Raw genomic sequence first — 23,545 nt, 5'->3', positions numbered from 1 at the left:
CTCTCGGTCACCCGGCCGGCTGCTCAGACGCCGATTGTCCGACGGCGGCGTCGGTGTCGCCGATGAGCCGTCGCAGGAATGCCTCTTGTTCGCGGCGGCCCCGCACCGCGGCGCGTTCCGCACCGCCCGGTGTCACCCGGAACCAGGCACTGCGCGCCAGGTTCACCGGGATCCGCAGCGCCGGGTACCACGGTGGTACCCAGGCCGGCAGTCCGAGGGTCTTCATCGCCCTGGGTCCCAGGAACGCACTGGTCACCGAGAGGTGCTGGGCTCGGGCGATGCGGCCGCGCAGTCCGGCCAGGTTCGGGTAGTCCCAGTTCAGCGGATCGTCGAGCATGGGCAGGGCCAGCCGACGTGTGGTCTCGTCGGGGTTGGTGATGGCGCCGAGGCAATGATGCAGCAACGCGACGCCGTCACCGAAGCTGTGCGGCAACCACTGATCCTCGACACCGATGAGCCAGCCGACATAGCGGGACAGGTGGGCCGCGGCTGCCGCTTCGCCGGGGGTGGGAATGAGGCCGAAGGCCATCCCGCCGACAAATGGTGCGAGTAGCGCCCCCATCAGGGTGGCCGCCATGTCGGTCTGGTTGATCGGTAGTCCCCAGTCCTCGCTGCGCCAGTCGGGCATGTCGGCGACATGACGGCGGACGAGGGAATGGATCAGACGTACGTGCAGGGTCGAGCGGTAACCCGGCCCGAACTTGTCCATGCCGTGGTCATCGGAGATGTCCATGGCCCATTGCAGCGTCTCGGCGAACCGCCGGGCCGGCCCGGTTTCCAGTGCGCCCGTGCGGATCAGTGTCTTGTTGAAACCGGAGGCCAGGTATCCGCCGAGGAACGACACGTCTCGGGCAAAATAGACCGAGTCGGCGCCACCCGAGCGAAAGACCCGTTCGCCGAGGCGCAATTGGCCGACATCAACCCAGTCCGGGGTGTCCTCGACCATCTCGAAGAACGACCGCAACGGCATCGGCGCGTGCGGGACGCTGTCGATACCGGACCGGACCGCCTGCTCGAACAGCGGACGGGTCGACGCCATGCCTTCGGCGACCATCCACTCGACCAGCCGGTCCATCGGTTCGTCACCGACGAGCAGTGACCTGCCCAGCTCCTGCCAGCGCTGTTCGGAGGGCTCTCCGATCCCGAACAGCACGGCGAGGGGTCCGAGCCCGGGTGCCTTACGGGGTCGGTCGGGATGGCGCGTGGGAACGGCCTGGGACGTTGTCATCAGGGTCCTCCTCCGGCGATGAGACGATGCCGTGTTTGATGAGCGGCACGATGGCAGTACGAACGAATGCGCGGGCCTGTTCGGTATCGGAGAAGTCCACACTTCCCCCGCTGCCCGGGGTGAGCATCAGTGAATGCGACAGCCTCGCAACGAGTTCGGCGACCGGACGCGGATCGTAGCGATCGATCAGGCCGGCCTGCTGCGCGTGGTTGAGCATCCCGACGATGTAGTCGATACCGATCCCGACCAGCCGCTCGCCCTGGACGGTGTAGAAGCTCAGCGCCTCCTCCGGTGCCACCCGCAGCAACTGCGTGACCAGGGTGTGGATCCTGGTCTGCAGCAACACATGCAGCATGGTGTCCTCGATCTGGGCATCGATACCCGGTGCCGTCGTGGCGATCGCGGTGACCTCGGCGAGCATGCGGCGGGTTTCCCGTTCGATGACCGCTTCGATCAGGTTGTCCTTGCCGATGAAGCGGCGGTGGATGGTGGCTCGATTCATCCCCACCCGGCGCGCGATGTCCTCGAGACTGGCCCGGCGGATCCCGACCTGCAGGATCCGCTCGAGGGTGGCATCCAAGATCTTCTCGTCCACTTCATCGCGCTCCGGCGTCATGTGACAACCCTACAAATTCTGTTGCATCGCGGGCAACGGTCGAAGACCTGCCACCTCCTCGGGAGTTCGGGCCCCGAAGTCACGGGAGGTCGAGCACGTTGGGTTGGCCTGCGCGCCAACGGTCCTGGTCCAGCCGACGGGCACCGTCGAACTCGGCGATGGTCACGTGCGGCCACAACCGGGCCCGCGGCGCGTTCGAACCCGAGGCGTCCAGCACCGCGTTCGCCGCATTGCGGCCACCCTCGTTCGCGCTTTCCATCGTGGCCAGGTCGATTTGGCTACGGCAGTAATCACCGGCCAGGAACAGATTGGGGATCGCCGTCGGGGCGTTCGGCCGGTTGTCCCATGACCCGGCCGTGTTGATCAGCAGCGGATCCTCATTGCTGATCACCCCCGTCTGCGGGTTCCAGCCGATACCCGGATCGAGGTACCAACCGCGCAGATTCGCATCGGTCAGCTTGTCCGGCAACAGCAGTCGTCCGGATTGGGTGGTGACGACCTGGTGCCAGGTCTCCCGCGCGATCTCCTGCGGACTGCATTGCTTCGCCGTCTTGCCGGTCAGCGAACCCGGTGCGTTCCATTCGGAGATGTCGATCGAGAGGATGTCGCGGACGGTGCCGTCGCCGTAATCGCGGGCGATGTCGCGGCCGGGCCAGAACTGGCCCTGCTGGATGCCGGTGAGCCGCCACGGCGACTCGATGAAACCGATGTGTCCGGGCGCGATCGGCTCGTTGACGTCGAGGTAGAACTGGATACCGGTCATCCAGTCCACGTACAGCTTGGCGAGGCGCTCCAGCGACGGATCCAGACGCAGGATCTCCGACCCCAGCAGTGGCAGCACCCGCTCCGGCGGCACCGCGACGACGAACCAGTCCGCCTCCACCTCCCCCGGCCTCCCGTCGGCACCCACGATTCGTGCCGAGCGGATCCGCCCACCATCGGTGGTGAGCGACGCGATCGTGCTGCCGACCTCGAAGCGGACACCGAGATCGGTCAGATGCGCCACCCACGGCTCCATCCAGGCCTCGTTGGTGGGCGCGTTGAGCACCATGTCCGGAAAGCCTTGCGCGCCACGGTTGATCAGGTTCAGCAGGAAGGCCTCGGCCATGTTGCACATGGTGCGGGCACTGGCGATGTTCTCCTTGGCCGCGACCAGGGTCCGGGTGACGGTGGAGATGACCCACATATAGCTCGGATGCGCGTTGACGCCACGAGCAAACTGGGCAAACGACTGGTATTCGTATTGTCCGTAACGGCGTTCATCACAACTGGTGAAGTACACCAGCAGGCGCTGGGCCAAGCCCAGCAGATCCAGATATGGCAGCCGTGGGGCGTATATCAATCCACCGAGCATCGTCTTCGCCAAGCGCTCCGGATGCGCTGCCAACCCGATCGCATTGAAATCCAGCGCGAACGGCGCAGTGATCTCGGGGCCCTCGTAGACCCCGGTCGCTGTGAGCGCCGGCACGAGGTTGTCCCGGACCCCATTCGGGTTGCCGGGGAACGGTATTCGCCGCATGGTGTCCGGGACCGCTTGATAGAAGCCGGGGAAGAACCGGAATCCGTGCTCGCCGGGCAGCGGCCGGCGACCGCCGGCGACCGGCATGGTGGTGGCGCCCATGCTCCGGGCCTTGCCGCCGAGCGCGCGCCGCTCGTAGACGGTGACCTCATATCCGCGCTCGGCCAATTCGTGCGCGGCGGTCAGCCCGGCGATTCCCCCGCCGAGCACCGCCACCCGGCGCGCGGCGGGCGCGGCGTGGGCCGGCCCGAGACCCCACCGTCCGGCCGCGGCCGCTCCTGCCAGCGCTGCTGAACCTGCCGCCATGCCACGCAATACCGCACGACGGGGCACACCCGGATTCGCCATGGGAAACCCCCTGCATTCGACTGGCGGCACGTCCGGTCAGTGCCGCCGTCTGTTCATCGCAACAAGTCAATGCAACATATATAGATACACTGTTGCATCGAGCTGGGGTGGCGAATTCGAAGAACTCGGGTGGTCAGTACCCGATGAATCGGTCGGTGTGCAGACGCCAGGGCTGCCACCGCAGTCCGGGTTCGGCACGCAGCAGCATCGGTTTGAGGGCGTCGAGCATCGCCGGCGGACCCGAGAGGTAGTAGTGCGATCCGGGATGCGCCACAGCGGCGATGTCGTTGGCGCCGACCAATCCACCGGTGACGGTCACGACCGTGGCGCCGGCCGCACGGGCCGCGTCGAGAACATCGGTGTACACCAGCCGATCGCCGCCGTTGGCCGCATAGATCATCGAGACCTTCGAAAGGTCCGCGCCGCGGTCCAGCAGATCGGCGAGCATCGATCGGAACGGGGTGATCCCGATACCACCCGCGATGAACACCATGGGCGCCGACAGCGTGCGGGGCAACGTGAAGTCGCCGCCGACCTCGTCGATGTACAACTTCGCGCCGGATCCACCTTCGATCAGCCGCTGCTTGAACGCCGAGACGTTGCCTGCGGCGGTGAAGCCGAAGCGGGTGGCGGATTCGCCCGGCGCACCGGCGAGCGAGAACACTCGTCGCGTGCCCTGCTTGTCGGGTGCCGGATTCCAGGTCGGCGCCGAGATCTGAGCCCACTGGCCGGGCCGGAAACGCAGCCCCGGCGACGCGAGCACCTCGTAGGTGTCGACACCGATCGGTTGCACCGAGGTGACCGTCAACACCGGACGCCGCCAGCGGCGGGCGACGATGAAGGTGAACAGGCTGCCCGCGAGCAGGGCGATCTCCGGGACAAAGGCCAGGGTGTAGTCGGAGGTGATCTCGAACGTCTGACCCCAGTACATGAGCACGCCGACGCCGGCCGCGTAGATCCCCTGCGCGATGCGGGTGGCCGGTGAGGTCAACGGTTCGGTGAGCATGATCGCCGCAACGAACAGCAACGGTGTCGACTGGAAACCCAGATCGAGGGCATCGCCGACCGGCGTTCCGTCGTCGAGCGCCACCACGATGATCGTGATCACCGAGGCGAGCAGGAAGATGCCGGACATCCACCAGTCGCGGAGCTTCCAGACGACCGCTACGCCGATCACGATCATCGGGATCAGCAAGGCGTCCGCGGCCACCCACCAGATCGGGTACGCGAAGTAGCCGACCGAGAAGTACGCGAACAGGTAGCTGACCACCGCGCCCACCACGGCCGGATTCACGATGTGCCGACGTCTGATCGCCAGCACATACTTCGACGCACTCGCGATGGCCGCGGCCAGCACCAGACCCCAGGCGGTATCCGAGTCGGTCAGACCCGGGAAGATGAAGAACAGGATCAATGCGGTGATCAGCCAGGATTCACTACCCGGTGGTACCCGGACGATCGCCGCGCACAGGTATGTGACAGCGGCACAGACGACCACCAGGATCGCCAGCGAACCGACCAACTCTGTTGCGGTGTATTGGAAGTCGACGTCGGTTGCCGCCACGGCAATCGAGTAGACGGCCAGCACCACCAGGGCGAGCAACACGAACCGGTACATCGAGAGCCGGTCGACAAGCCGTAGGTACCTCACAGAAACAACTCCAGTTCTCGCGCATGCGAATGTTCCACGGTGCCGTTCGCCCGCACCACCACATAGTCAAACCGATAGCGGCTCAAGAGTTTCTGAGGTGGACAGAAGAACAACGCGGTCGACAGGCCGTCGGCGGTCATCGCGTCGTCGGCAATGGCCCAGGTGGCCAGGACTTCTCGGGTGGGTGCTGAGGTGGTCGGATCGATGATGTGATGCCACTGGGCCCACGCCCGGCGATTGCTCGCCGATCCGCAGATCGCGTTGCCCTCGATCACCACCGTGCCGATGGCTTTGGTCGGATCGACCGGATGCTCCAACGCGATTCGGTGCCATTGTGATCCGGCCGCGATGTCGCCGCTGCCGTTGACGAGATAACTCTCGAACCCGCGGGCGGCGATCAGACCGGCGACCCGGTCGACGGCAAATCCCTTACCGGTGGCACCCACATCGATCAGGGCAGGCCTGACGAGTTCCAGCCCACCGGACCAACTGGCCAGTATGTCGTCCCACAACGGGACGGCGGCAACATGTTCCGCCGGCCGCAGCGAATAATCGCCGTCATATCCGGCGTCGTCGAGCGTCTGGCCGACGAACGGTGTCACTTTGCCGTCGGTGAGCTCGTAGAGTTCGCGATACAGGTCGATCATCGGCTGATCGGTCGAGGCAATCGGATACCGGCCGGCGCGCGATGCCATCCGGGCGACCGTCGAGTCCGCGCGAAACCGCGACCACACCTGATCGATTCGGTTGAGCTCGTGCGTGATCTCGGCCCTGAGGTCATCAGGGATGGGCACCGGCAAGGTCACGTCCCACGCCGTGCCGAGTGCCTCGAACTCCCAGACCGTCGGATTTGTCACCGTCGTGGAGGCGTCAGCCCTGGGCTTCGGTTTTGATCTGCTCGATGGCGTCGTTGAAACCGCCTGAGGTGAGCGATGATCCCGACACCTTGCTCACATCGAGCTCATCGATGCTCTTTCCGACCACCAGATCGTCGATGCCGCCGGCGAACTTGCCCTGGAACTCCGCGGACGTGCCCTTGGTCTGACTGGTATCGAGCGTCAGTGCGGTGATCACCGAGTTCGACAACGTGACGGTCACGCCGACCTCTTGCCGACCACCCGGCGATTGGTAGCTACCGAAGGCGCTGTATTCGCCGTCGGCGTACGGCGATGCCCCAGTACCGGATTCCGCCGCCGTCGACGTTTCGGCGACCGCGGAGTCGCCGGTTGCGGCGGTGGTTGTGATGGCCGACGAGCCGCTGTCACCGTCATCGCCACAGGCGGCGATCACGGCGCCGGTGGCCGCGATGACCGCAGCAACCTTGCCTGCGTTGACAATTCGATTCTTCACTGCTGACGATGATGTCGAGGTCATGGCTTCCATTGTGCTCCCTGAAAATTGACCGTGGTCCGTTTGAATCCCGTTTTTCAGGAGACTCTCAGTTCTCAGGCATACCCACGGGCCCTTTTACGCTGTCGCCTCGGTCTTGATCTGATCAATCGCATCATTGAATCCGATGGAGGTCAAAGAGGATCCCGACACCTTGCTCACGCTCAATTCGTCGATGCTCTTGCCGACAACGAGGCCCTGGTCGCTCACGCCGGTCTTGAACTTCCCCTGGAAATCCGCCGATGGACCGGTCGTGTTGCTGGTGTCGAGCGCCAATGCGGTGATGACCGAGTTCGACAACGTGACCGTGACGCCGATCTCCTGCTTGCCGCCCGGAGACTGATAGTCGCCGATCGCGGCGTACTCACCATCAAGGTACGGCGACTGCCCATCCGCCACCGGAGCGGACCCACCCGCGGCGACGGTTTCGGCGGCAGTCGAGTCCGCAGCCGGAGCGGCCGTGTCGTCGCTGTCGCCGCCACATGCCGCGACGACCATGGTTGCTGCAGCAACAACTGAGGCGGCCTTGCCTGCGTTGACAATTCGGGTGCGGGTAGACGCCGCCTTGAGACTCATGATCTCGATAGTGCCGTATCAATCCGGCCCACGGTCCGCTTTGACCGATTTTGTTAGGTTAGTCTCACCTATTCCGTGGCAGTAGTCCGCCTGCTGTCACCGGCCGGCGGCCTCGATCCGGGCGGCAACCGCGTCGACGAACACCGTCGAGATGTCCGCCGGGGTCTTGGCGATATAGCTGGTGCCACCAGTGGCATCGGCGATCTTCTTCAGCGATGCCGCGTCGGCGTCCTCGGTGATGCCGATGGTCAGGATCAGCACCGGTCGAGCCGGGTCCTCGAGTCTTTTCAATTCGGCCAGGAGTTCATCGAGAGTGATGGAGTCATCGTCCTCGTTCTGTCCGTCGGTGAGCAGGATGACGCTGTTCGAGAAGTTCGGGTCATACGTGTCCTGCACCTCCTTGTACGCGGCCAGGGTCGTGTCGTAGAGACCCGTCGCGCCACCCACCCGGCCCGGGAACGTCAGGAGCTCGGCCTCCACACGTTCGCGGTGCGTCCGCCCGTCGTCGCCGACGGTGTCGAGGCGTTCGATCGGCACCAGCGGCAGCCAGTCCTGCCCCCGCCCGCCCATGTTGATGGAGAACAGCCAGGTACCCATCGCCGTGGTGTTGGGGAACAGCCTCAGTCCGTTCTGACTGGCTTCGACCAGCATCTGGGCCCGGGTCGAGTTGCCCGCGGGAGCCGCCATCGACCCGGAGGCGTCCTCGACCACCAGGGTGCGAATCGGCACACCGAGCACCGCCCACTGCCGCAACGCTTTCGCCTCACGCTCCGGATCAGCAGATGTGAGAACGGTCACATCGCCAACGCCTCCCTCAGGCGACGGTGCGTCGACGCCGGTGCGGAATCCGGCGGCGGCCAGGGTCTGGGCGCCGTTGTCGGACGTGATCGCCTCGAGCAACTCGTGCCCGGCCTTGGCCGCCGTGTCCTTGCGGGCCGCCGACGCCGTGTTGAGCATCGGGAAATCGAGGACGACCGTGCCGTCGGACGGGACGGACGCCGACAGTGCGCTGGTGGGATCAGCGACCTGATATTCGATGAAATGCTGTTCACTGACCACGGTCGGGAAGTCGCCCACCCCGGCGAGCGCGAGCCGGTCTCCGTCGGCGTCTCCACCGACCCGCGTGTTGCCCTGCTGCAACGCGAGCAGGGTCATCGCGTCGGTGAACGCCTTGCGGTCGATGGCACCGGCCTGCTCGGCGGCCAGCGCGCCGATGATCGGGGCGTCACCGGTACTCGAGTCGATCGGATTGCCCAGCCGCAGCCCCGGCAACTTCATCACCTCGACCCAGTTCTGCAGGGGCGGAACGTCTTTTCCTGCCACCACAACCGGACTGGCAGCAACTGACGGGGCGATCACATCGTTGCCGACGCGGGCCTGATCGGTGACCGTGCGGGCCCGGGTCGTTGAATCGGCGATCCAGAGGTCCGGTGCCGCCTCGCCCTTGGTGAGCTGCCCGGCAACGTTGGCACCACTGACCGCCGTCACCGTGAAGTCGTAACAGGAGCCGCCCGACGCGGTACCCGCGAGTGGCTTGATGGTGGCCGCCATCGAGGGATCCGCGATGACCGCGACCGACTCCCGCGAGTCGCAATCCGACGCTGATCCATCCCCGACCGTGCGCCACAGGATCACACCGGCGACGAGCAGCGCCACGATGACCAGCGCCCCCAATATCCACGCTGTTCCGTGCCCCCGGTCGCCATCTCGGTGTCCGCTGAATCCGAACTGGCCTTCAGCGTTACCGTCGACCCCATGCCGCCCCATCCGTTACCGCCCTTGTTTCGAGGTTCGCCGGATTCTATACACAGTCACCGCCAGGCGTTGCCAATCATTTGGGAACCGAAATCGGCAATGTGCCAGGGATCTTCACTCAGGCGTACAGATCGTGAAATTTCTTCAGCGACGACTCGATCTCACTCTTGACGACCTTGGCCGTGATCTTGCCGACCGGACCGATCATGGCCAACCCGCCGAGCTCTATCTCGAAGGTCAGTTTCGAGCCTTGCGGTGCCGGGTCCACCGCGAGGATCAGCGTCACCTTGACGCCCCCCTTACCGGAGCCCTTCAGGCTGACGCGATGGGGCGGATCGAAGGCGTCGACTTTCCAGTCGAACCTGACCCGGGTACCCCGGGAGGCGATGACAGAGGACATCTTGAGGCCCTTGCCGATCTCATCCGGGCCAGGAAGCGGACTGCGCCAGGCTTCGTGGAGCGTCAACCATTCGTCGTAGCTCGACAGATCCAGCACCCGCTCCCAGGTCGCCTCCGGCGTCACACCTACCTCTATCGTGTCCTTCACCTTTGCCATGGCGCTGACGTTAGCGGTCCGGCGCCGGCTTCACCGCTCACGCCGGGCACGTGTCGGGTGCGGGTTGCCCGGCGAACCGATCGGCGATCCATGCGACGGCGTCATCGGTGACACCCAGATTGGTGTGTCCGCCCTCGGGCTTGCGAACGATCTCGATCACGTCGCCCTGCGCACAGGCGCGCTCCAGGGCGGCAGTTGTCCAGGCGGACAGGATGATCGAGTCCTTGTCCCCGTAGGCCACGAACAGTGGGCCGTCGGCCGGTTCGGCGGGCAGCGCATCGGAGCTCAGGATCCCCCGGAGCCGCGCGAGTGCCTCTTCGTCGGCGATCCTGGCGTCACCGGGTTCGATGTCCGTGGCGGCGGAGAACTTGTCCGCCATCGAGGTGGGGCCACACGAGGTGAATGCCTCGGCCCCGGCGGCCAGGCCGCCGCGCATGTAGTCGTCGGGATCGAGATCGGGGTGCACCTCACGCAGTCCCGCGACAAGGTTGGGGATGAAGATCTTCTGAGCGTCGGTGTAGGCCAGATCGAGGCCCGCATCGGTGATCGGAGACAGATCGGCGGCCGGTGCGAGCGCCGCCGAACCGACGAAGTCAAGCCCCTGTCCGTAATCATCGGCGTGCTCGGCAGCCGCCCACGCGGCCTGTCCACCTTGAGATGCGCCCATTGCGGCCCAGGTGCGGGAGGCTTCGGGAACCACGTTGCGGGCTGCGCGCACCGCATCGATCATGTTGTACGCCGCAGTGTTCGGTTCCAGATAGGGATGCGTTCGCGGGCTCTCGACACTGGTCCCGAGTCCCTGGTAGTCACTCGCGGCGACCACGTATCCGCGAGCCAGCAGACGCGCGACGTTGCCGTCCTCGCCGAGCAGGTCGGGATAATCGGACGGACCGCACTTCACGTCGGTTCCGGTGGTGCCGTGGCCGAGCGCGACGACCGGCCACCCACCGGGTGGCGGAACACCGGCCGGCACGGCGATCACCCCGGAAACGTCGGTGCCGAAACCGCCGGCATATCCGGCCGTCGAGCGGTAGACGACTCGCAGCATCCGGCCGGCGTCGGCCAGTACGCTGCTGCCCTGGAACGGTCGTTGCGTCAATACCGCGCCGCGGTCGGCCAGGGCCGGTGGTGGTGGCGGCGGGACTGTCGATGATTCAGACAAAGACGGCGAAGACGATGGATTCACACCATCGTCTCCGCCGCTCGAACAGGCCGTGAGGACCAGAACACCGGACATCAGCAGACCTCCGGCCCACCGGACCGCCGGTCTCCGGGCGCGTCTCAAGTTCTTCTATTCGCCGCGTCGTCTGCCCACCGTCAGGTCCGTCCTAGTGGGACTTCGGCTGGTCCGGGTTCGAACCGCCATCCTGCGCGAACTTCTTCGCGGCGTCCGCGCCCTTCCGGACCTGGGCGGAGTACTTGCCCTTGGTCGCCTTGTTGACGGCGTCGGCACCCTGGTCGATGACCTTGGTGTTCTTGCTCAGCGTCTGCTTGCCCTTGTTGATCAGACCCTTGATATCCATGTTCGGTCTTACCTTTCTGCGGCGCCGGAGACGTTCTCGGCGGTATTTGTGTCATTTGATTTGAGTTTCAGCTTACTGGACCACGCAGCGAAGACGGGGTTCAGTCGCCACAGAACCTCCACCGCGACGATCCCGACGGCGGCCGTCACCAACCCGACGGTCGTCTTGCCCCAGTCGGTCGGATCCAGTTTGAACATCTCCTGGGTGAACGGCAACGAGAAGATCAGCACGTACATGAGCACAGATACGGTCAGCAACACGATCTTCCACCAGTTGTAGGGCCGCGCGATCACCGCGAGTACCCACATCGAGACAGCGATCATCGTGATCAGGGCGGTGGTCGCGGCCTGCATCTGATCCGGCGGCAGTTCCACCGAATCCTTGGCACCGAGTTCGACCCCGGATCCACCCGGATAGACCAACGCGTAGGCCACGAAGGTACAGACCGCGACCACGATTCCCGACGGGACCGCCAGCCGGAGCACCCGGCCGACGAAGCCCGTCCGGGCCCGTTCGTTGTTGGGGGCCAGCGACAACACGAAGGCCGGCACACCGATGGTGAACCAGGCGGCGATCGTGACGTGGATGGGCTGGAACGGGTAGGACATCGGCGTGAAGCCGAAGATCTTGCCCAGCACCCCGGCGACCCCGATGGTGATGGCCAGCAACACCGCGTACACGGTCTTCGTCAAGAACAACGTGGAGACACGTTCGATGTTGCCGATCACCCGCCGGCCCTCACCGACCACATAAGGCAGTGTGGCGAACTTGTTGTCCAGCAGGACGATCTGCGCCACCGCGCGGCTGGCCGAGCTACCTGCGCCCATCGCCACACCGATATCGGCGTCCTTGAGTGCCAGCACGTCGTTGACGCCGTCGCCGGTCATGGCGACCGTGTTTCCGCGAGACTGCAACGCGCCGACCATCGCCCGCTTCTGATCCGGCCGGACCCGGCCGAACGTGGTGTGCGAGCTGACGACGTCGGCGAGTTCGGCGGTATCGGTCGGTAGTTTGCGGGCGTCGACCGCGTCGTCGGGTGTTCCCAGACCCAGCGACCCGGCCACCGCACCCACCGAGATCGCGTTGTCCCCGGAGATGACCTTGACCGAGACGTTCTGCGACGCAAAGTAGTCCAGGGTCTCGCGGGCATCCGGCCGGACCCGCTGCTCGAGCGCGATCAGTGCGCGCGGGGTGACCTCACCGGGCGCGGACAGCTCGTCGGGCGAGTCGGTGTCGACCGGCACATCGGTGGAGGCCAGCAACAACACCCGCAGGCCACCGGAACCCAGTTCGTCTGCCTGGGCCGCGATTTCGCCCTCGGCCGGCAGCAACATGTCCGGCGCACCGAGCAGCCAGTTGCCACGAGGTTCACCCGAAGCGCTGTCGGAGAAGGAGATCCCACTCCACTTCTTCGCCGAGCTGAACGGGGCGACGCTGCCGGGTGTCCAGGCCGGGGCGTCACCGAAAGCCTCGGCCATGGCCTGGACACTCGCGTTCGGACGCGGGTCGTGCGCCGCCAGCGCGGCCAGGGCCTGCCCCAGTTCGGCCCGGTCCCCCTGTACCGGAACCAGTTCCGACAACCGCATCCCGTTCTCGGTCAGTGTGCCGGTCTTGTCCGCGCAGACCACATTGACCCGGGCCAGGCCCTCGATGGCGGGCAGTTCGTTGACCAGGCACTGTCGCTTGCCGAGCCGGACCACACCGACCGCGAAGGCGATCGAGGTCATCAGTACCAGGCCTTCGGGCACCATCGGGACCAGTGCCGCAACCATTCCGAGCAGGCTCGCCTTGATGCCGTTGTCGCTGATGAACAACTGGTTGACAATGGTCAGCACACCCGCCGGGATGAGCAGATAAGTGATGATCTTCAGGATCTTGTCGATGCCGTTGCGCAGTTCGGAGTTGACCAGCGTGAACTTGCTGGCCTCTTCGGCCAATTGCGCGGCATAGGCATCGCGGCCGACCTTCGTCGCGCGGTACGCACCGGAGCCGGCGACCACGAAGCTGCCCGACATGATCGGATCCCCGACGGCTTTGTCCACCGCATCGGCTTCACCGGTCAGCAACGACTCGTCGATGTCGAGGGACGCCGATTCGATGGTCTCGCCGTCGACCACGATCTGGTCGCCGGGACCGAGTTCGATGATGTCGTCGATCACCACCTCGCCCGGATCGATCTCGGTGGCAACACCATCGCGACGGACCATCGGCCGGGTCTGGCCGACGATCGCCAGCGCGTCGAGCGTCTTCTTTGCGCGAACCTCCTGGATGATGCCGATGCCGCTGTTGGCGATGATCAGCAAACCGAAGGCGCCGTTGATGATCGAACCGGTGCTCATCACGATGATGAACAGCACACCGAGGATCGCGTTGATCCGGGTGAAGATGTTCGCGCGGACGATGTCTGCCACGCTTCGGCCCGACCGGTCCGGCTGGACATTGACCTGTCCCGCGGCCACCCGGTCGGCGACCTGCGCGGCGTTCAGTCCTGAGGCCAGATGTTTCTCGTTGATCGCGGTCATGCCGCGGCCTCCCACCAATCCTGGGTCTGAAAACCGTGTCCACTGCGAGAGGGGACATCAAAACGGGCGCCGGGCATCGGGGTGATCACCGGGATGTGCAATTCCTGCGCCGCCGGCAGCAGTCGCTGCACCGGATCAGCCCACTCGTGCAGCGCGAGATTGAATGTGGCCCAGTGGATGGGCAGCAGCAGCGACTCGGACAGGTTGGTGCGATTGAGCATTCGGTGCACGTCCGCCGCTTCCTCCGGGTTGAGATGGATGTCGGGCCAGAGCCGGTCGTAGGCACCGATCGCGATCAGCGACAGCCCGAAGGGACCATGGTCGGCGCCGACCTGCTCGAAGGAATCGCTGATGCCGGTGTCACCCGAGAAGAAGAAACTGTTCCGTGGCCCGGTCACCGCCCAACTGGCCCACTGCGTGGTGTTGCGCTGCAGCCCCCGGCCGGAGAAATGCCGGGCGGAGCAACAGTTGAAGGAGAGGGCACCGATGGTCACCGACTCGCCCCAATCGGCCTCGCGGATCCGGAAGGCGTCGATGCCCCAGTACTGCAGGTGTGCACCGACTCCGATCGGCACCACGAACACCGCCTCCGGATGGGTTCGGGCGAGTGTGCGGACCGTGGCGGTGTCGAGATGGTCGTAGTGGTCGTGGCTGATCAGGACGACGTCGATGGCGGGCAATTCCTCGAGCGTGTGCGGCACGGGGTGCAACCGGGCAGGTCCCACCACGCTCGACGGTGAGCAGCGCTTGCTCCACACCGGATCGGTGAGGATGCGATATCCGTCCAGCTCCACGAGGACCGAGGCATGACCAAACCAGGTGGCGGCGAGGTCGGCGACCTCGGCGGGCAACGGCGAGGCATCGAACTCCAGGCGGGCGCGCGGTTTGCCGACATCACCGCGGCGGAGCATTGCCAGTGCCGCTGCTTTGTCACCGTCGACGGGCCGCGGTGGTTCGAGGTTGGCAAAGGTGCCGCCGGTTTGATGCCGGGAGCCACTGATATGCGGGAGCACAAGATCTTTCGACGCCCCCATTGCCCGGTACACCTCCGTCCCGGCTGTGACGCCGGCGGCCGCGACCGCCGCGCCGGCTGTTGCCGCACCGGCCAAGAGCCTGGGACCGGTCATCGGATTCGGTAGGCGCACCACCCTCGACACACTACCGGCCACGTGTCCCAATTCATCGATCCACCAACATGCGTCGATCAAGAGTCGGCACGGTGGAATATTTCGGCGTATACCTGACTTGTATAGATACTAGTCAGCCAAGGAGAAGATCATGCCCCAGATCGTTGATGCAGTAATCGTCGGTGCGGTACGAACTCCGATCGGAAAGGGCAAGCCCGGTCGCGTCGTCGACGGTGTGACCGTCGGCGCCGGTGGACTCCACGACGTTCACCCGGTCGACATGCTCGCCCACAGCCTGCGGGCACTCGTCGAACAGACCGGCATCGACCCGGCGTTGATCGACGACGTCATCGCCGGTGCGGTCACCCAGGCCGATGAACAGGGCCAGAACATCAGCCGCAAGGCCGCACTGACCGCCGGCTTCCCGGAATCGGTCCCGGGCACCACCATCAACCGGCAGTGCGGTTCGAGTCAGCAGGCGATCTCGTTTGCCGCTCAGGCCGTCATGTCGGGTGTGCAGGACGTGGTGGTCGCGGCCGGTGTCGAATCGATGAGCCGAGTGCCGATGGCGTCCGATGTCCGGCCCGGCGTCGACGCGTCCGGCGTGGGATTCTCGCAGCGGTACTCGGACGGACTGATCTCCCAGGGATTGGCCGCCGAGCTGATCGCGGCCGACTGGGGCTTTTCCCGGACCGAACTCGACGAGTTCGCGTTGTCGAGCCACGACAAGGCGGTGGCGGCGACCAAGGCGGGAAAGTTCGATCGCGAGATCGCGCCGCTGGCCGGGTTGCGCACCGATGAGATGATCCGCCCGGGCGGCACCGTCGAGCAGTTGGCCACCCTCAAGCCTGCCTTCTATCAGCCGGCGATGCTCGAGCGCTTCCCGCAGATCGAATGGCAGATCACCGCGGCCAACTCGAGCCCGCTCTCCGACGGCAGCGCCGCGGTGCTGATCATGAGCGCCGCCAAGGCCGCAGAACTCGGCCTCACCCCGTTGGCCCGACTGCACAGCTTCTCGGTGGTCGGCTCCGATCCGCTCTACATGCTCACCGGCGTCATCCCGGCAACGGAAAAGGTGCTCTCCACAGCCGGCCTGAGCATCTCCGACATCGACCTGTTCGAGGTCAACGAGGCGTTCTCCCCCGTTGTCCTGGCCTGGGCCAAGGACACCGGCGCCGACCTGTCCAAGACCAACGTCAACGGCGGCGCGATCGCCCTCGGCCATCCCCTCGGCGCGAGCGGTGCCCGCATCATGACGACCATGGTCAATGCCCTACAGCAGTCCGGCGGCCGTTACGCCCTGCAGACCATGTGTGAAGCCGGCGGGATGGCCAACGCCACCATCATCGAACGCCTCTGACCCTCACCGCACCCCACCCCGCCCACCCCCACCGCAAACGAGCCGGTAATACGAAGACGAGCCACAAATTTGTGGCTCGTCTTCGTAAAGGTGGCTCGTTTGCGGCGGGATGGGTCAACCGAATCCGGCCCGCCGCAGGCCATTTCGTAGGATACCGTGCAACCGTTCCGGGTGAATCAGGTCATCCCAGCCCCAGCGTGAGACCACAAACCCGAGTTCGTTGAGGCGTTCTTCGCGACGCTTCTCGCGGTACACCGCATCCGCAGTCGTTTCGCCGGGACGAAGATGTCGGATGTACTTTCCTTTGCCGTCGAACTCGCCGAGCAGGTGGTCTCTGATCCGAAAATCGGTGCGCGCCACCTGTTCACCGTCGGAATCGTAGATCTCCGGCTGCAGCTGCGGCACCGGGACGTCGGACATGGCGTACATCCGGGCGCGCGACAGCGACTCGCCGACGCTTTCCGACGCACCGTCGGCCAGCGATACCGCCCGTCTGGCGTTGCCCACACCCTTGCGTCGGCCTGCCCGCGCAAGCACCATCTCCAATTCTGCGCGGGACGCACCCATCCGAAGGGCCGCGTCGCATATACAGAGCGCCTGTTCGAAACTGCCCAGCCGGCTGATGTCGACAGCCGTACGCGCAAGCGTGGTCACCAGCAGTCCAGGCAGGCTGATGACCTCGTCCGGTTCCCACGGCGTCGCATGGATCCGGCACGCCCGCGCGCGTCCGTGCCCGCCCTCGGCCCGATTGACGGTGAAATGGACCCGGTCGAGATCGCCGTCGAACGTCGGCATGCCCAGTAGGGCCGCCGCCGACCAGTGACTGACCGCTTTGGTATCCCCACCTGCATCAACCGCTCCGAGAACCTTGAAGCGGTATCTGCGCTCACGCTCTTCCCGACTCACCACCTCACCCGGCGGACAACTCGGCAGATAAAGCCCCCGATAGACCCGCTCGAGTGTCCCCGCCTTGACGGCCGCGTGCAGCGAGTGGTCGTTGTGGCCGGCCGAAAGCGCCGTACGACGCAAGACCAGGCCATCTGCATTCAGTTCGTGTTCCCCCATCCTTCCGATGTTGACCCATCACCCCCTGGACCCGGTCCCGCGGCGACGAGATTGTGGACAATTTCCCGGGGTGTGCACAACCCCTGCCCGCCCCAAACGAGCCGGTAATACGAAGACGAGCCACAAATTTGTGGCTCGTCTTCGTAGAGGCGGCTCGTTTGGGGAGGGTAGGGCCATTAGGCTGAGGTGGTGGTAGAAGATCTGGTCCTGGCGGTCGACCTCGGCGGTACGAAAGTGGAGGCAGCACTGGTCGACCCGGACGGAAATGTCTTATCCGAGAGCCGAAGTCGAGCCCTCACGGGCCCGCATTCCTCTCCCACCGACCTTGCCACAGCAGTCTTGGATGTGGTCGATCACGCACTCGCGAACGTGCCGGGCTCCGCCGACGTGGTCGGCGTCGGAATCGCAGCGGCCGGACCGGTCGACGAAGCCGCCGGGACACTCTCCCCCATCAACATTCCCCAGTGGCGCAACTATCCCCTACGAGATCTGGTCGCCGACCGTGTACGAGAGCCCTTGGGCGACATACCCATCCACTTCCATCGCGACGGCGTGGCGATCGTCCTGGCGGCCCAATGGATCGGCAATGCGGCGGGAGAAGAGAACCTCTTGGGCATGGTCGTCTCCACCGGAATCGGCGGCGGTTTCATCGTCGACGGACGAGTGCTGGCCGGTAACAGCGGACACATCGGCCAGATCCAATTGTCCGGTTTCACCGGCGAACTCAGTATCGGCAGCCGCACCACCCTCGAGTCCGTGGCTTCCGGACCACACACCGTCGCCTGGGCCAACACCCAAGGCTGGACGGGACGGACCGGCGAAGACCTGGCGCGGGCGTATCGCAACGGCGACGACATCGCCGGCCAGGCCATCGCCCGGGCGTCCGAGGCGTTGGGTCAGGCGATATGCAGTGCCGCAGCATTGGTCGAAATCGATGTGGTGGCCATCGGTGGCGGATTCGCGCAGGTCACACCCGACCTGATCACCATGATCCGCCGAATCGTCGAACGGCATCCGTTGCGGTACATTTCGCGGGTCCAGGTCATCGATGCGGGCCTACCCGACACCGCGCCGCTGGTGGGTGCCGCCGCACTGGTCTACCGCCGCGCCCATGTCGGACTCCCCGTCTGACTGCCGTCCAATCGCAGACGAGCCACATATACGAAGACGAGCCACATATTTGTGGCTCGTCTTCGTGTATGTGGCTCGTTTGCGATTACGTGGCGAGCGACCGGCTGATCACCAGACGCTGGATCTGGTTGGTGCCCTCGAAGATCTGGGTGATCTTGGCTTCTCGCATCAGACGTTCGACGCGGAAATCCTTGGTGTAGCCGTAGCCGCCGAACACCTGGACCGCATCGGTGGTCACCTTCATCGCCGCATCGGTGGCGATCAGCTTGGCCACCGAGGCATTGCGCGAATACGGCACACCGGCATCGCGACGACGTGCGGCGTCGATGTACGTCGCGCGCGCCGAGTCCACCGCGGCGGCCATGTCGGCGAGCAGGAAGCCCAGGCCCTGGTGGTCGATGATCTTCTTGCCGAACGTCTGCCGCTCCTGCGCATAGGCGACGGCCTCGTCCAACGCGGCCTGCGCGATACCGACAGCAACCGCCGCGATGCCGAGCCGACCCGAATCCAGTGCACTGAAGGCGATCTGGAGACCCTGGCCTTCGGCGCCGATGCGGCGGTCCTCGGGGACAAACGCGTTGTCATAGCTCGCCGACGTGGTCGGAACCGCAGTCAGGCCCATCTTCTCTTCCGGTTTCCCGAAGCTCAGACCCTCGGTGTCATCGGGGACGAGGAAGCACGAAATGCCCTTCGACCCGTCGCCGGTGCGGGCGAACAGGTTGTAGAAGTCGGCGACGCCACCGTGGGTGATCCACGCCTTCGATCCGTTGATCTCGTACCCGCCGTCGGTGGCGGTGGCCTTGCAGGCCAGGGCCGCGGCATCGGAGCCGGCCTGCGGTTCCGAGAGGCTGTAGGCGCCGATCTTCTCGCCGCCGAGCATCTCGGGCAGCCAGCGCTGTTTCTGCTCGTCGGTGCCGAATGCCATCAGCGGATGGCACGAGAGGCTGTGCACACTCACCGCGACCGCCACCGCCGCCCAGCGCGCCGCGAGCTCTTCGAGCACCTGCAGGTAGACCTCGTACGGCTGACCACCACCACCCCACTCCTCGGGGTACGGCAGGCTCAGCAGCCCGGTCTGGCCCAGCACCTTGAACGCCTCGGCCGGGTACTTCTCGGCCTTCTCGTATTCGTCGACGATGGGTTTGAGTGTCTTGTCCGCGACGTCGCTCGCCAGCTGGACCAGGTCGCGGGCTTCTTCGGTGGGCAGCAGCCGGTTGACGGGCATCGCGCACGCCTTTCGATCGTCGGAACAGGCAATCGGTCAGGCCCGACGACAGTACTGCGCCGCGCCCTTCAGTACCGACGACAGTACTCCACGCCCTCGCGCAGTACCATCAGCCCATGGTTCCGACCGTTTCCCCGGCCCACGCGACCGCTCGCCGCGCGCAGCTGTTCGACGAACTGGTGGCACTGTTCCTCCGTGAGGGTTTCGCCCACCTGACCCTGGACCAGATCGCGGCGCGCCTGCACTGCTCCAAGTCGACGCTGTACACACTCGCCGGCAGCAAAGATGAGTTGGTCCGCGAAGTGACGGTGCATTTCTTCCGGGCCGCGACCACCGAAGTCGAGGCGGCAGTGGCCGGCGCCACCGGGACGACCGAACGGTTAACCGCGTACCTGACCGCGGTCGGGGTCGCACTGCAGCCCGCCGATGAACAGTTCATGGAAGACCTGGCCGGCTTCCCACCGGCCCGCGACATCTACGAGCGCAACACCCGGGCCGCAGCGGATCGCGTCCATGAGCTGATCAACGACGGTGTTGCCGCCGGTGACGTCCGCGATGTCCACGCGGCATTTGTCGCCGACGTGGCATCGTCGGTCATGGTCCGGATCCAACAGCGCACGATCAAAAGCACTCTCGGGCTCGATGATTCACAGGCCTATCTCGAACTCGCCCAGCTGTTGACCACCGGCATCAGCGCCCGGTAGCCACCCCGGGCGCATGATGGGCGGTGTCATGGCGCGCAATCGTCAAGGCGCCCACGATGATTCCGAAAACGACCCCGAGCGCGGTGTCCGCCACCCGGTCCAGGGCAACGTCGGAGGTCAGCCCGGCACCGAGGGCGGTGAGAAGCAAGGCCATCGGGGTGACGGCCATCGAACACAGTCCGTAGTTCACCGCGACCAGAATCTCGGCGGCGGTCTGCAGCAGCACGATGAGCACCACCGCACCCCAATATCCCAGGGGCAGCGCCAGCAGCGCGGCTGCGATCATGGCGCCGACGACATTTCCGATCAGTCGCTGCACTCCCCGATGGACGGTGTGGTGAAAGTTCAGGCCCTGCAACGTCGCCATCGCGCCCATCGCGGCCCACATCGGATGCGACAGACCGACACCGGCGGCAGCACCGGCCGCGAGACCGCAGGCGATGGCGATGCGCGCCGCGGACACCAGCAGATCCCGATCGCCGACGCGGCGCAGGTCGGCCCGCAGGGTCCCCCGCGATCCGCCTGCATTGCCGATGTCCCGGGCCCACTCGAACGACCATGGCGCCAACGAGGCACCGATCCCGACGATCGCACCGAGTACCGCGGCGACCGTTGCCGTCACGACGTCGCCCACAGAGGACGCAAAGGTCACCGCACCCGCCGCGGCGAACAGCATCACGACCGGCCCCGGGCCGACCACGCGAGCGGCCCCCAGGATCAACACCGCGACCGCGGACGCCACCGACAGCCCGACGATCTGAATCGGCACCGATGCGCCGGTCGCGCCCAGAATGCCACCCAACACCACGAACCCAGCCAATGTCCCGGCCGTGACCACCAGTTTTGGCAGACGGATGCGGTACGCATCAGCGCGGCAGAAAGCCGAGGTCAACGCACCGAGCGCGGCGAATCCGGCAACATCGGTACGGCCGATGAGGCCCCCGACGACCAGGACCACAGCGATCGCCAGACCCACCCGGATGGGCACCCACACCGCCGCATTGGTGCGGTTGAGCGTGAGCGCCGCATCACGCCAGGTCCGCGGGGTCACCGAATGCGCCAACGCCTGTCGCCTGCGCACGACGTGGTCGGAGAGAGTGTCTGTTGTCGCCACCCGATGTAATTTACACCTATTTTACTGATGAAGTAAATCTTGAACATGCCTTACGATGACACCGTGAGCCCCGACCCGAACCCGCCCGACGTCGTCGAACGCGTGAGCCAGGAATGGGCGCGCGCCTATCCCGACCTCGATACCCAGCCCATCGAGGTGGTCGCCCGCGTCAATCGCATCGCCACCGTGCTCGCACACCAACTCGACCTCGACCTGGAATCGCACTCGATCACCCGCTCGGAGTTCGACGTACTGGGTGCACTCGCCCGGTCGGACCGCCCCCTCCGCGCCAGCGAGGTCGTGTCGACGACCATGCTCAGCGGGGCTTCCATCACCAAACTCAGCGAACGCCTGCGCGACCTGGGTTTGTTGCAGCGCAAGAAGTCCGAACGGGACGGCCGGGTTGTCCTGCTCGAATTGACCGATGCCGGACGCGAACTCGTCGACATCCAGTTCCCTCGGCGCCTGGCCCGCGACACCGCGATGCTGGGAAGCCTGAGTCCGGATGAGCGGTCGACACTGATCACGTTGTTACGCAAGATCTCCCGGACCCTCGACAGCCGCTAGGCGGGATCCTGCGTTTCCAGATTCTTCGACGCCCACGCGCCGAGTTCATCGAGTATGGGCAGCAGGGCTTCACCCGACGGGGTCAGACGGTAGGACACCGACACCGGCGGGCCGGGCTCGACCTGCCGCTCGATCACACCCGCGTCCGCCAATTCGACCAGCCGCGAGGACAACATCGAGTCGCTGATCCCGCCGATCGCGGTCCGTAGTTCAGCGAAGCCTGCCGGGCCGTGCATCAGGGTGCCCAGCAGGACCCCGTTCCATCGTTTACCGAGCAGGGTGAACGCCGATCGCAACGCGCCATCACAGGCACGCGGCTCGTGCGTGATCTCGACTTCCCTGGGCATTGGGCCAGCCTACCGGTTGCCAAAGTCATGCATAAGTGCTTCTATTTTCGTAGTCCCTCTACAAACAGGAGCTTGATTCATGCCCGACACAATCCACACCCTCGACGCCGACGCGCGCGCACTCCTCTTCCGCAACGCCCGCACGGCCAACACCTTCAGCTCCGAGCCGGTGAGCGACGAGGTACTCAAAGAGGTCTGGGATCTCGCCAAGTGGCCGCCCACCGCCGCAAACACCCAGCCGCTGCGCGTGCTCTATGTCCGCAGCGACGAAGCCAAGGCGCGCCTGCTGCCCCATGTTGCCGAAGGCAACGTCGAGAAGGTCCGCAGCGCACCGGTGACCGCTGTGCTCGCGATGGATTCGGCGTTCCACGAACACATCCCGACGGTGCTGCCTTTCCGGCCCGAGATGAAGGACATGCTCGACGCCAACGAGGACGCCCGCAACTCGATGGGCACGTTCGGCAGCACCTTGCAGGCCGGATACTTCATCCTCGCCGTGCGCTCCGTGGGCCTGACCGCCGGCCCGATGGCCGGATTCGATTCTGCCGGTGTCGATTCGGAGTTCTTCGGCGACGGCCGCTGGAAGTCGACGCTCCTGGTGAACATCGGCCATCCGGGCAAAGATGCCTGGTTCGATCGACTCCCCCGTCTCGACGAGGCCGAGGTGCTGCGCTTCGCCTGACCTGCTCCCGACAGACGCGGTCTAACCGAGGTGGTCGAGAAGACGGTCGAGAAACGGACGCTGGCCCTTGAGCAGTTTGTCCCCGGCCGTCTCGAGATCACACCACGCCACCCGGTCGATCTCGGGATAGGTCTGCATCCGGCCCGACCCGCGTGGCCATTCCATCTCAAAGGTGTTGCTCACGGCATCGGTGATGTCGAGGTCCGCCTCGATCGCGAAGGCGGTCACCAGCTTTCCACTCGGTTGCTTGATCTCCCCGAGTTCGATGACCTCTCCCTCGGGAACCGTGAGACCGACTTCCTCGACGAATTCCCGGTAGGCCGCGGCGAGCGGTTCCTCGCCTTCGTCGTACAGCCCTTTGGGTATCGACCAGGCGCCGGAATCCTTACGCGCCCACAACGGTCCGCCCGGATGCGCGATCAACACCTCGACGTCGACGCCCGCCTCCGCCTCGGAACGACGGAACAGCAGGATCCCCGCACTTCGTTTCGGCATCGGTGCCTCCGGCCTTCCCAGTCCGCGGACCACTGTGCCCGCCAG

Annotated in this window: 23 protein-coding genes; 5 read left to right on the top strand and 18 right to left on the bottom strand. The window is 65.5% G+C overall.

Annotated elements, in window-relative coordinates; translation table 11 throughout:
* Positions 1-7 precede the first annotated feature (7 nt).
* From AC51GR_RS23600 to AC51GR_RS23540, 13 genes are all read right to left on the bottom strand, one after another.
* Positions 8-1,228, bottom strand: a complete 1,221-nt coding sequence (locus AC51GR_RS23600) for an oxygenase MpaB family protein (RefSeq protein WP_496327095.1) — start codon at positions 1,226-1,228, stop codon at positions 8-10.
* Positions 1,179-1,844, bottom strand: a complete 666-nt coding sequence (locus AC51GR_RS23595; protein ID WP_496327094.1) for a TetR/AcrR family transcriptional regulator — start codon at positions 1,842-1,844, stop codon at positions 1,179-1,181. Before AC51GR_RS23595 ends, AC51GR_RS23600 begins: the two co-directional genes overlap by 50 nt.
* A 79-nt stretch (positions 1,845-1,923) precedes the next feature.
* Positions 1,924-3,711, bottom strand: coding sequence for a hydroxysqualene dehydroxylase (locus tag AC51GR_RS23590; protein ID WP_496327093.1), 1,788 nt, complete (start codon positions 3,709-3,711; stop codon positions 1,924-1,926).
* Positions 3,712-3,844: 133 nt separating this feature from the next.
* Entirely contained in the window at positions 3,845-5,362 is a 1,518-nt protein-coding gene (locus tag AC51GR_RS23585) for an oxidoreductase (RefSeq protein WP_496327092.1), read from the bottom strand.
* The gene (locus tag AC51GR_RS23580) at positions 5,359-6,219 is read right to left on the bottom strand and encodes an FAD:protein FMN transferase (RefSeq protein ID WP_496327091.1); all 861 of its coding nucleotides are present in this window, start codon (positions 6,217-6,219) and stop codon (positions 5,359-5,361) included. Before AC51GR_RS23580 ends, AC51GR_RS23585 begins: the two co-directional genes overlap by 4 nt.
* A gap of 13 nt (positions 6,220-6,232) precedes the next feature.
* A complete protein-coding gene (locus tag AC51GR_RS23575) occupies positions 6,233-6,736 on the bottom strand; it encodes an FMN-binding protein (protein ID WP_496327090.1) in 504 nt (167 codons plus the stop codon).
* Between the two features lie 93 nt (positions 6,737-6,829).
* The gene (locus tag AC51GR_RS23570; RefSeq protein ID WP_496327089.1) at positions 6,830-7,327 is read right to left on the bottom strand and encodes an FMN-binding protein; all 498 of its coding nucleotides are present in this window, start codon (positions 7,325-7,327) and stop codon (positions 6,830-6,832) included.
* Between the two features lie 96 nt (positions 7,328-7,423).
* Complete coding sequence (locus AC51GR_RS23565) at positions 7,424-9,094, bottom strand: substrate-binding domain-containing protein (protein WP_496327088.1); 1,671 nt, start codon at positions 9,092-9,094, stop codon at positions 7,424-7,426.
* 106 nt (positions 9,095-9,200) lie between these two features.
* Complete coding sequence (locus AC51GR_RS23560) at positions 9,201-9,638, bottom strand: type II toxin-antitoxin system Rv0910 family toxin (RefSeq protein ID WP_496327087.1); 438 nt, start codon at positions 9,636-9,638, stop codon at positions 9,201-9,203.
* A 37-nt stretch (positions 9,639-9,675) separates the two neighbouring features.
* Positions 9,676-10,800, bottom strand: coding sequence for a lipase family protein (locus AC51GR_RS23555; RefSeq protein ID WP_496327086.1), 1,125 nt, complete (start codon positions 10,798-10,800; stop codon positions 9,676-9,678).
* 166 nt (positions 10,801-10,966) lie between these two features.
* Complete coding sequence (locus AC51GR_RS23550) at positions 10,967-11,161, bottom strand: antitoxin (protein WP_496327085.1); 195 nt, start codon at positions 11,159-11,161, stop codon at positions 10,967-10,969.
* An 8-nt stretch (positions 11,162-11,169) separates the two neighbouring features.
* Positions 11,170-13,683, bottom strand: coding sequence for an HAD-IC family P-type ATPase (locus tag AC51GR_RS23545; protein ID WP_496327084.1), 2,514 nt, complete (start codon positions 13,681-13,683; stop codon positions 11,170-11,172).
* The gene (locus tag AC51GR_RS23540; RefSeq protein ID WP_496327107.1) at positions 13,680-14,810 is read right to left on the bottom strand and encodes an MBL fold metallo-hydrolase; all 1,131 of its coding nucleotides are present in this window, start codon (positions 14,808-14,810) and stop codon (positions 13,680-13,682) included. The genes AC51GR_RS23545 and AC51GR_RS23540 overlap by 4 nt, the downstream gene beginning before the upstream one ends.
* 151 nt (positions 14,811-14,961) lie before the next feature.
* Between AC51GR_RS23540 and AC51GR_RS23535 the strand changes: the two genes are divergently transcribed.
* On the top strand, positions 14,962-16,170 hold the full coding sequence (locus tag AC51GR_RS23535; RefSeq protein WP_496327083.1) for a thiolase family protein: 1,209 nt from the start codon (positions 14,962-14,964) through the stop codon (positions 16,168-16,170).
* A 114-nt stretch (positions 16,171-16,284) separates the two neighbouring features.
* Here AC51GR_RS23535 and AC51GR_RS23530 read toward each other — a convergent pair whose 3' ends face one another.
* Positions 16,285-17,235, bottom strand: a complete 951-nt coding sequence (locus AC51GR_RS23530; protein WP_496327082.1) for a hypothetical protein — start codon at positions 17,233-17,235, stop codon at positions 16,285-16,287.
* A 189-nt stretch (positions 17,236-17,424) separates the two neighbouring features.
* Between AC51GR_RS23530 and AC51GR_RS23525 the strand changes: the two genes are divergently transcribed.
* The gene (locus AC51GR_RS23525; protein ID WP_496327081.1) at positions 17,425-18,366 is read left to right on the top strand and encodes an ROK family protein; all 942 of its coding nucleotides are present in this window, start codon (positions 17,425-17,427) and stop codon (positions 18,364-18,366) included.
* 85 nt (positions 18,367-18,451) lie between these two features.
* On the opposite strand, the gene AC51GR_RS23520 is transcribed toward AC51GR_RS23525, so the two are convergent.
* Complete coding sequence (locus AC51GR_RS23520) at positions 18,452-19,591, bottom strand: acyl-CoA dehydrogenase family protein (RefSeq protein WP_496327080.1); 1,140 nt, start codon at positions 19,589-19,591, stop codon at positions 18,452-18,454.
* 116 nt (positions 19,592-19,707) lie between these two features.
* On the opposite strand from AC51GR_RS23520, the gene AC51GR_RS23515 reads away from it, so the two are divergent.
* Complete coding sequence (locus AC51GR_RS23515; RefSeq protein WP_496327079.1) at positions 19,708-20,295, top strand: TetR/AcrR family transcriptional regulator; 588 nt, start codon at positions 19,708-19,710, stop codon at positions 20,293-20,295.
* On the opposite strand, the gene AC51GR_RS23510 is transcribed toward AC51GR_RS23515, so the two are convergent.
* Positions 20,282-21,409 carry an FUSC family protein gene (locus AC51GR_RS23510; protein ID WP_496327078.1) on the bottom strand — a complete coding sequence of 376 codons (1,128 nt, stop codon included), beginning with the start codon at positions 21,407-21,409 and terminating at the stop codon, positions 20,282-20,284. The genes AC51GR_RS23515 and AC51GR_RS23510 overlap by 14 nt on opposite strands.
* A gap of 45 nt (positions 21,410-21,454) precedes the next feature.
* Here AC51GR_RS23510 and AC51GR_RS23505 point away from each other — a divergent pair, with 45 nt between their 5' ends.
* The gene (locus tag AC51GR_RS23505; protein WP_496327077.1) at positions 21,455-21,976 is read left to right on the top strand and encodes a MarR family winged helix-turn-helix transcriptional regulator; all 522 of its coding nucleotides are present in this window, start codon (positions 21,455-21,457) and stop codon (positions 21,974-21,976) included.
* On the opposite strand, the gene AC51GR_RS23500 is transcribed toward AC51GR_RS23505, so the two are convergent.
* Positions 21,973-22,323, bottom strand: coding sequence for a winged helix-turn-helix transcriptional regulator (locus AC51GR_RS23500; protein ID WP_496327076.1), 351 nt, complete (start codon positions 22,321-22,323; stop codon positions 21,973-21,975). The two genes, AC51GR_RS23505 and AC51GR_RS23500, sit on opposite strands and share 4 nt — an antisense overlap.
* Positions 22,324-22,402: 79 nt before the next feature.
* Between AC51GR_RS23500 and AC51GR_RS23495 the strand changes: the two genes are divergently transcribed.
* Positions 22,403-23,005 (top strand): malonic semialdehyde reductase, encoded by a 603-nt coding sequence (locus AC51GR_RS23495; protein WP_496327075.1) that lies wholly within the window; start codon positions 22,403-22,405, stop codon positions 23,003-23,005.
* A gap of 21 nt (positions 23,006-23,026) precedes the next feature.
* On the opposite strand, the gene AC51GR_RS23490 is transcribed toward AC51GR_RS23495, so the two are convergent.
* A complete protein-coding gene (locus AC51GR_RS23490; protein ID WP_496327074.1) occupies positions 23,027-23,500 on the bottom strand; it encodes an NUDIX hydrolase in 474 nt (157 codons plus the stop codon).
* Positions 23,501-23,545: the final 45 nt, after the last annotated feature.

It is taken from the genome of Williamsia sp. z71, assembly GCF_059553375.1.
Note: the sequence above shows the minus strand (reverse complement) of the source record. Positions and strands in the feature narration are given on the sequence as shown.

What these genes read in the sequence shown, in the direction of transcription:
- AC51GR_RS23575 (WP_496327090.1), bottom strand. Translation starts at nt 6,736, where the DNA reads ATGACCTCGACATCATCGTCAGCAGTGAAGAATCGAATTGTCAACGCA.
- AC51GR_RS23540 (WP_496327107.1), bottom strand. Translation starts at nt 14,810, where the DNA reads ATGACCGGTCCCAGGCTCTTGGCCGGTGCGGCAACAGCCGGCGCGGCG.
- AC51GR_RS23520 (WP_496327080.1), bottom strand. Translation starts at nt 19,591, where the DNA reads ATGCCCGTCAACCGGCTGCTGCCCACCGAAGAAGCCCGCGACCTGGTC.
- AC51GR_RS23490 (WP_496327074.1), bottom strand. Translation starts at nt 23,500, where the DNA reads ATGCCGAAACGAAGTGCGGGGATCCTGCTGTTCCGTCGTTCCGAGGCG.
- AC51GR_RS23500 (WP_496327076.1), bottom strand. Translation starts at nt 22,323, where the DNA reads ATGCCCAGGGAAGTCGAGATCACGCACGAGCCGCGTGCCTGTGATGGC.
- AC51GR_RS23530 (WP_496327082.1), bottom strand. Translation starts at nt 17,235, where the DNA reads ATGGGGGAACACGAACTGAATGCAGATGGCCTGGTCTTGCGTCGTACG.
- AC51GR_RS23545 (WP_496327084.1), bottom strand. Translation starts at nt 13,683, where the DNA reads ATGACCGCGATCAACGAGAAACATCTGGCCTCAGGACTGAACGCCGCG.
- AC51GR_RS23600 (WP_496327095.1), bottom strand. Translation starts at nt 1,228, where the DNA reads ATGACAACGTCCCAGGCCGTTCCCACGCGCCATCCCGACCGACCCCGT.
- AC51GR_RS23495 (WP_496327075.1), top strand. Translation starts at nt 22,403, where the DNA reads ATGCCCGACACAATCCACACCCTCGACGCCGACGCGCGCGCACTCCTC.
- AC51GR_RS23595 (WP_496327094.1), bottom strand. Translation starts at nt 1,844, where the DNA reads ATGACGCCGGAGCGCGATGAAGTGGACGAGAAGATCTTGGATGCCACC.
- AC51GR_RS23505 (WP_496327077.1), top strand. Translation starts at nt 21,455, where the DNA reads ATGCCTTACGATGACACCGTGAGCCCCGACCCGAACCCGCCCGACGTC.
- AC51GR_RS23590 (WP_496327093.1), bottom strand. Translation starts at nt 3,711, where the DNA reads ATGGCGAATCCGGGTGTGCCCCGTCGTGCGGTATTGCGTGGCATGGCG.
- AC51GR_RS23550 (WP_496327085.1), bottom strand. Translation starts at nt 11,161, where the DNA reads ATGGATATCAAGGGTCTGATCAACAAGGGCAAGCAGACGCTGAGCAAG.
- AC51GR_RS23570 (WP_496327089.1), bottom strand. Translation starts at nt 7,327, where the DNA reads ATGAGTCTCAAGGCGGCGTCTACCCGCACCCGAATTGTCAACGCAGGC.
- AC51GR_RS23565 (WP_496327088.1), bottom strand. Translation starts at nt 9,094, where the DNA reads ATGGGGCGGCATGGGGTCGACGGTAACGCTGAAGGCCAGTTCGGATTC.
- AC51GR_RS23535 (WP_496327083.1), top strand. Translation starts at nt 14,962, where the DNA reads ATGCCCCAGATCGTTGATGCAGTAATCGTCGGTGCGGTACGAACTCCG.
- AC51GR_RS23515 (WP_496327079.1), top strand. Translation starts at nt 19,708, where the DNA reads ATGGTTCCGACCGTTTCCCCGGCCCACGCGACCGCTCGCCGCGCGCAG.
- AC51GR_RS23560 (WP_496327087.1), bottom strand. Translation starts at nt 9,638, where the DNA reads ATGGCAAAGGTGAAGGACACGATAGAGGTAGGTGTGACGCCGGAGGCG.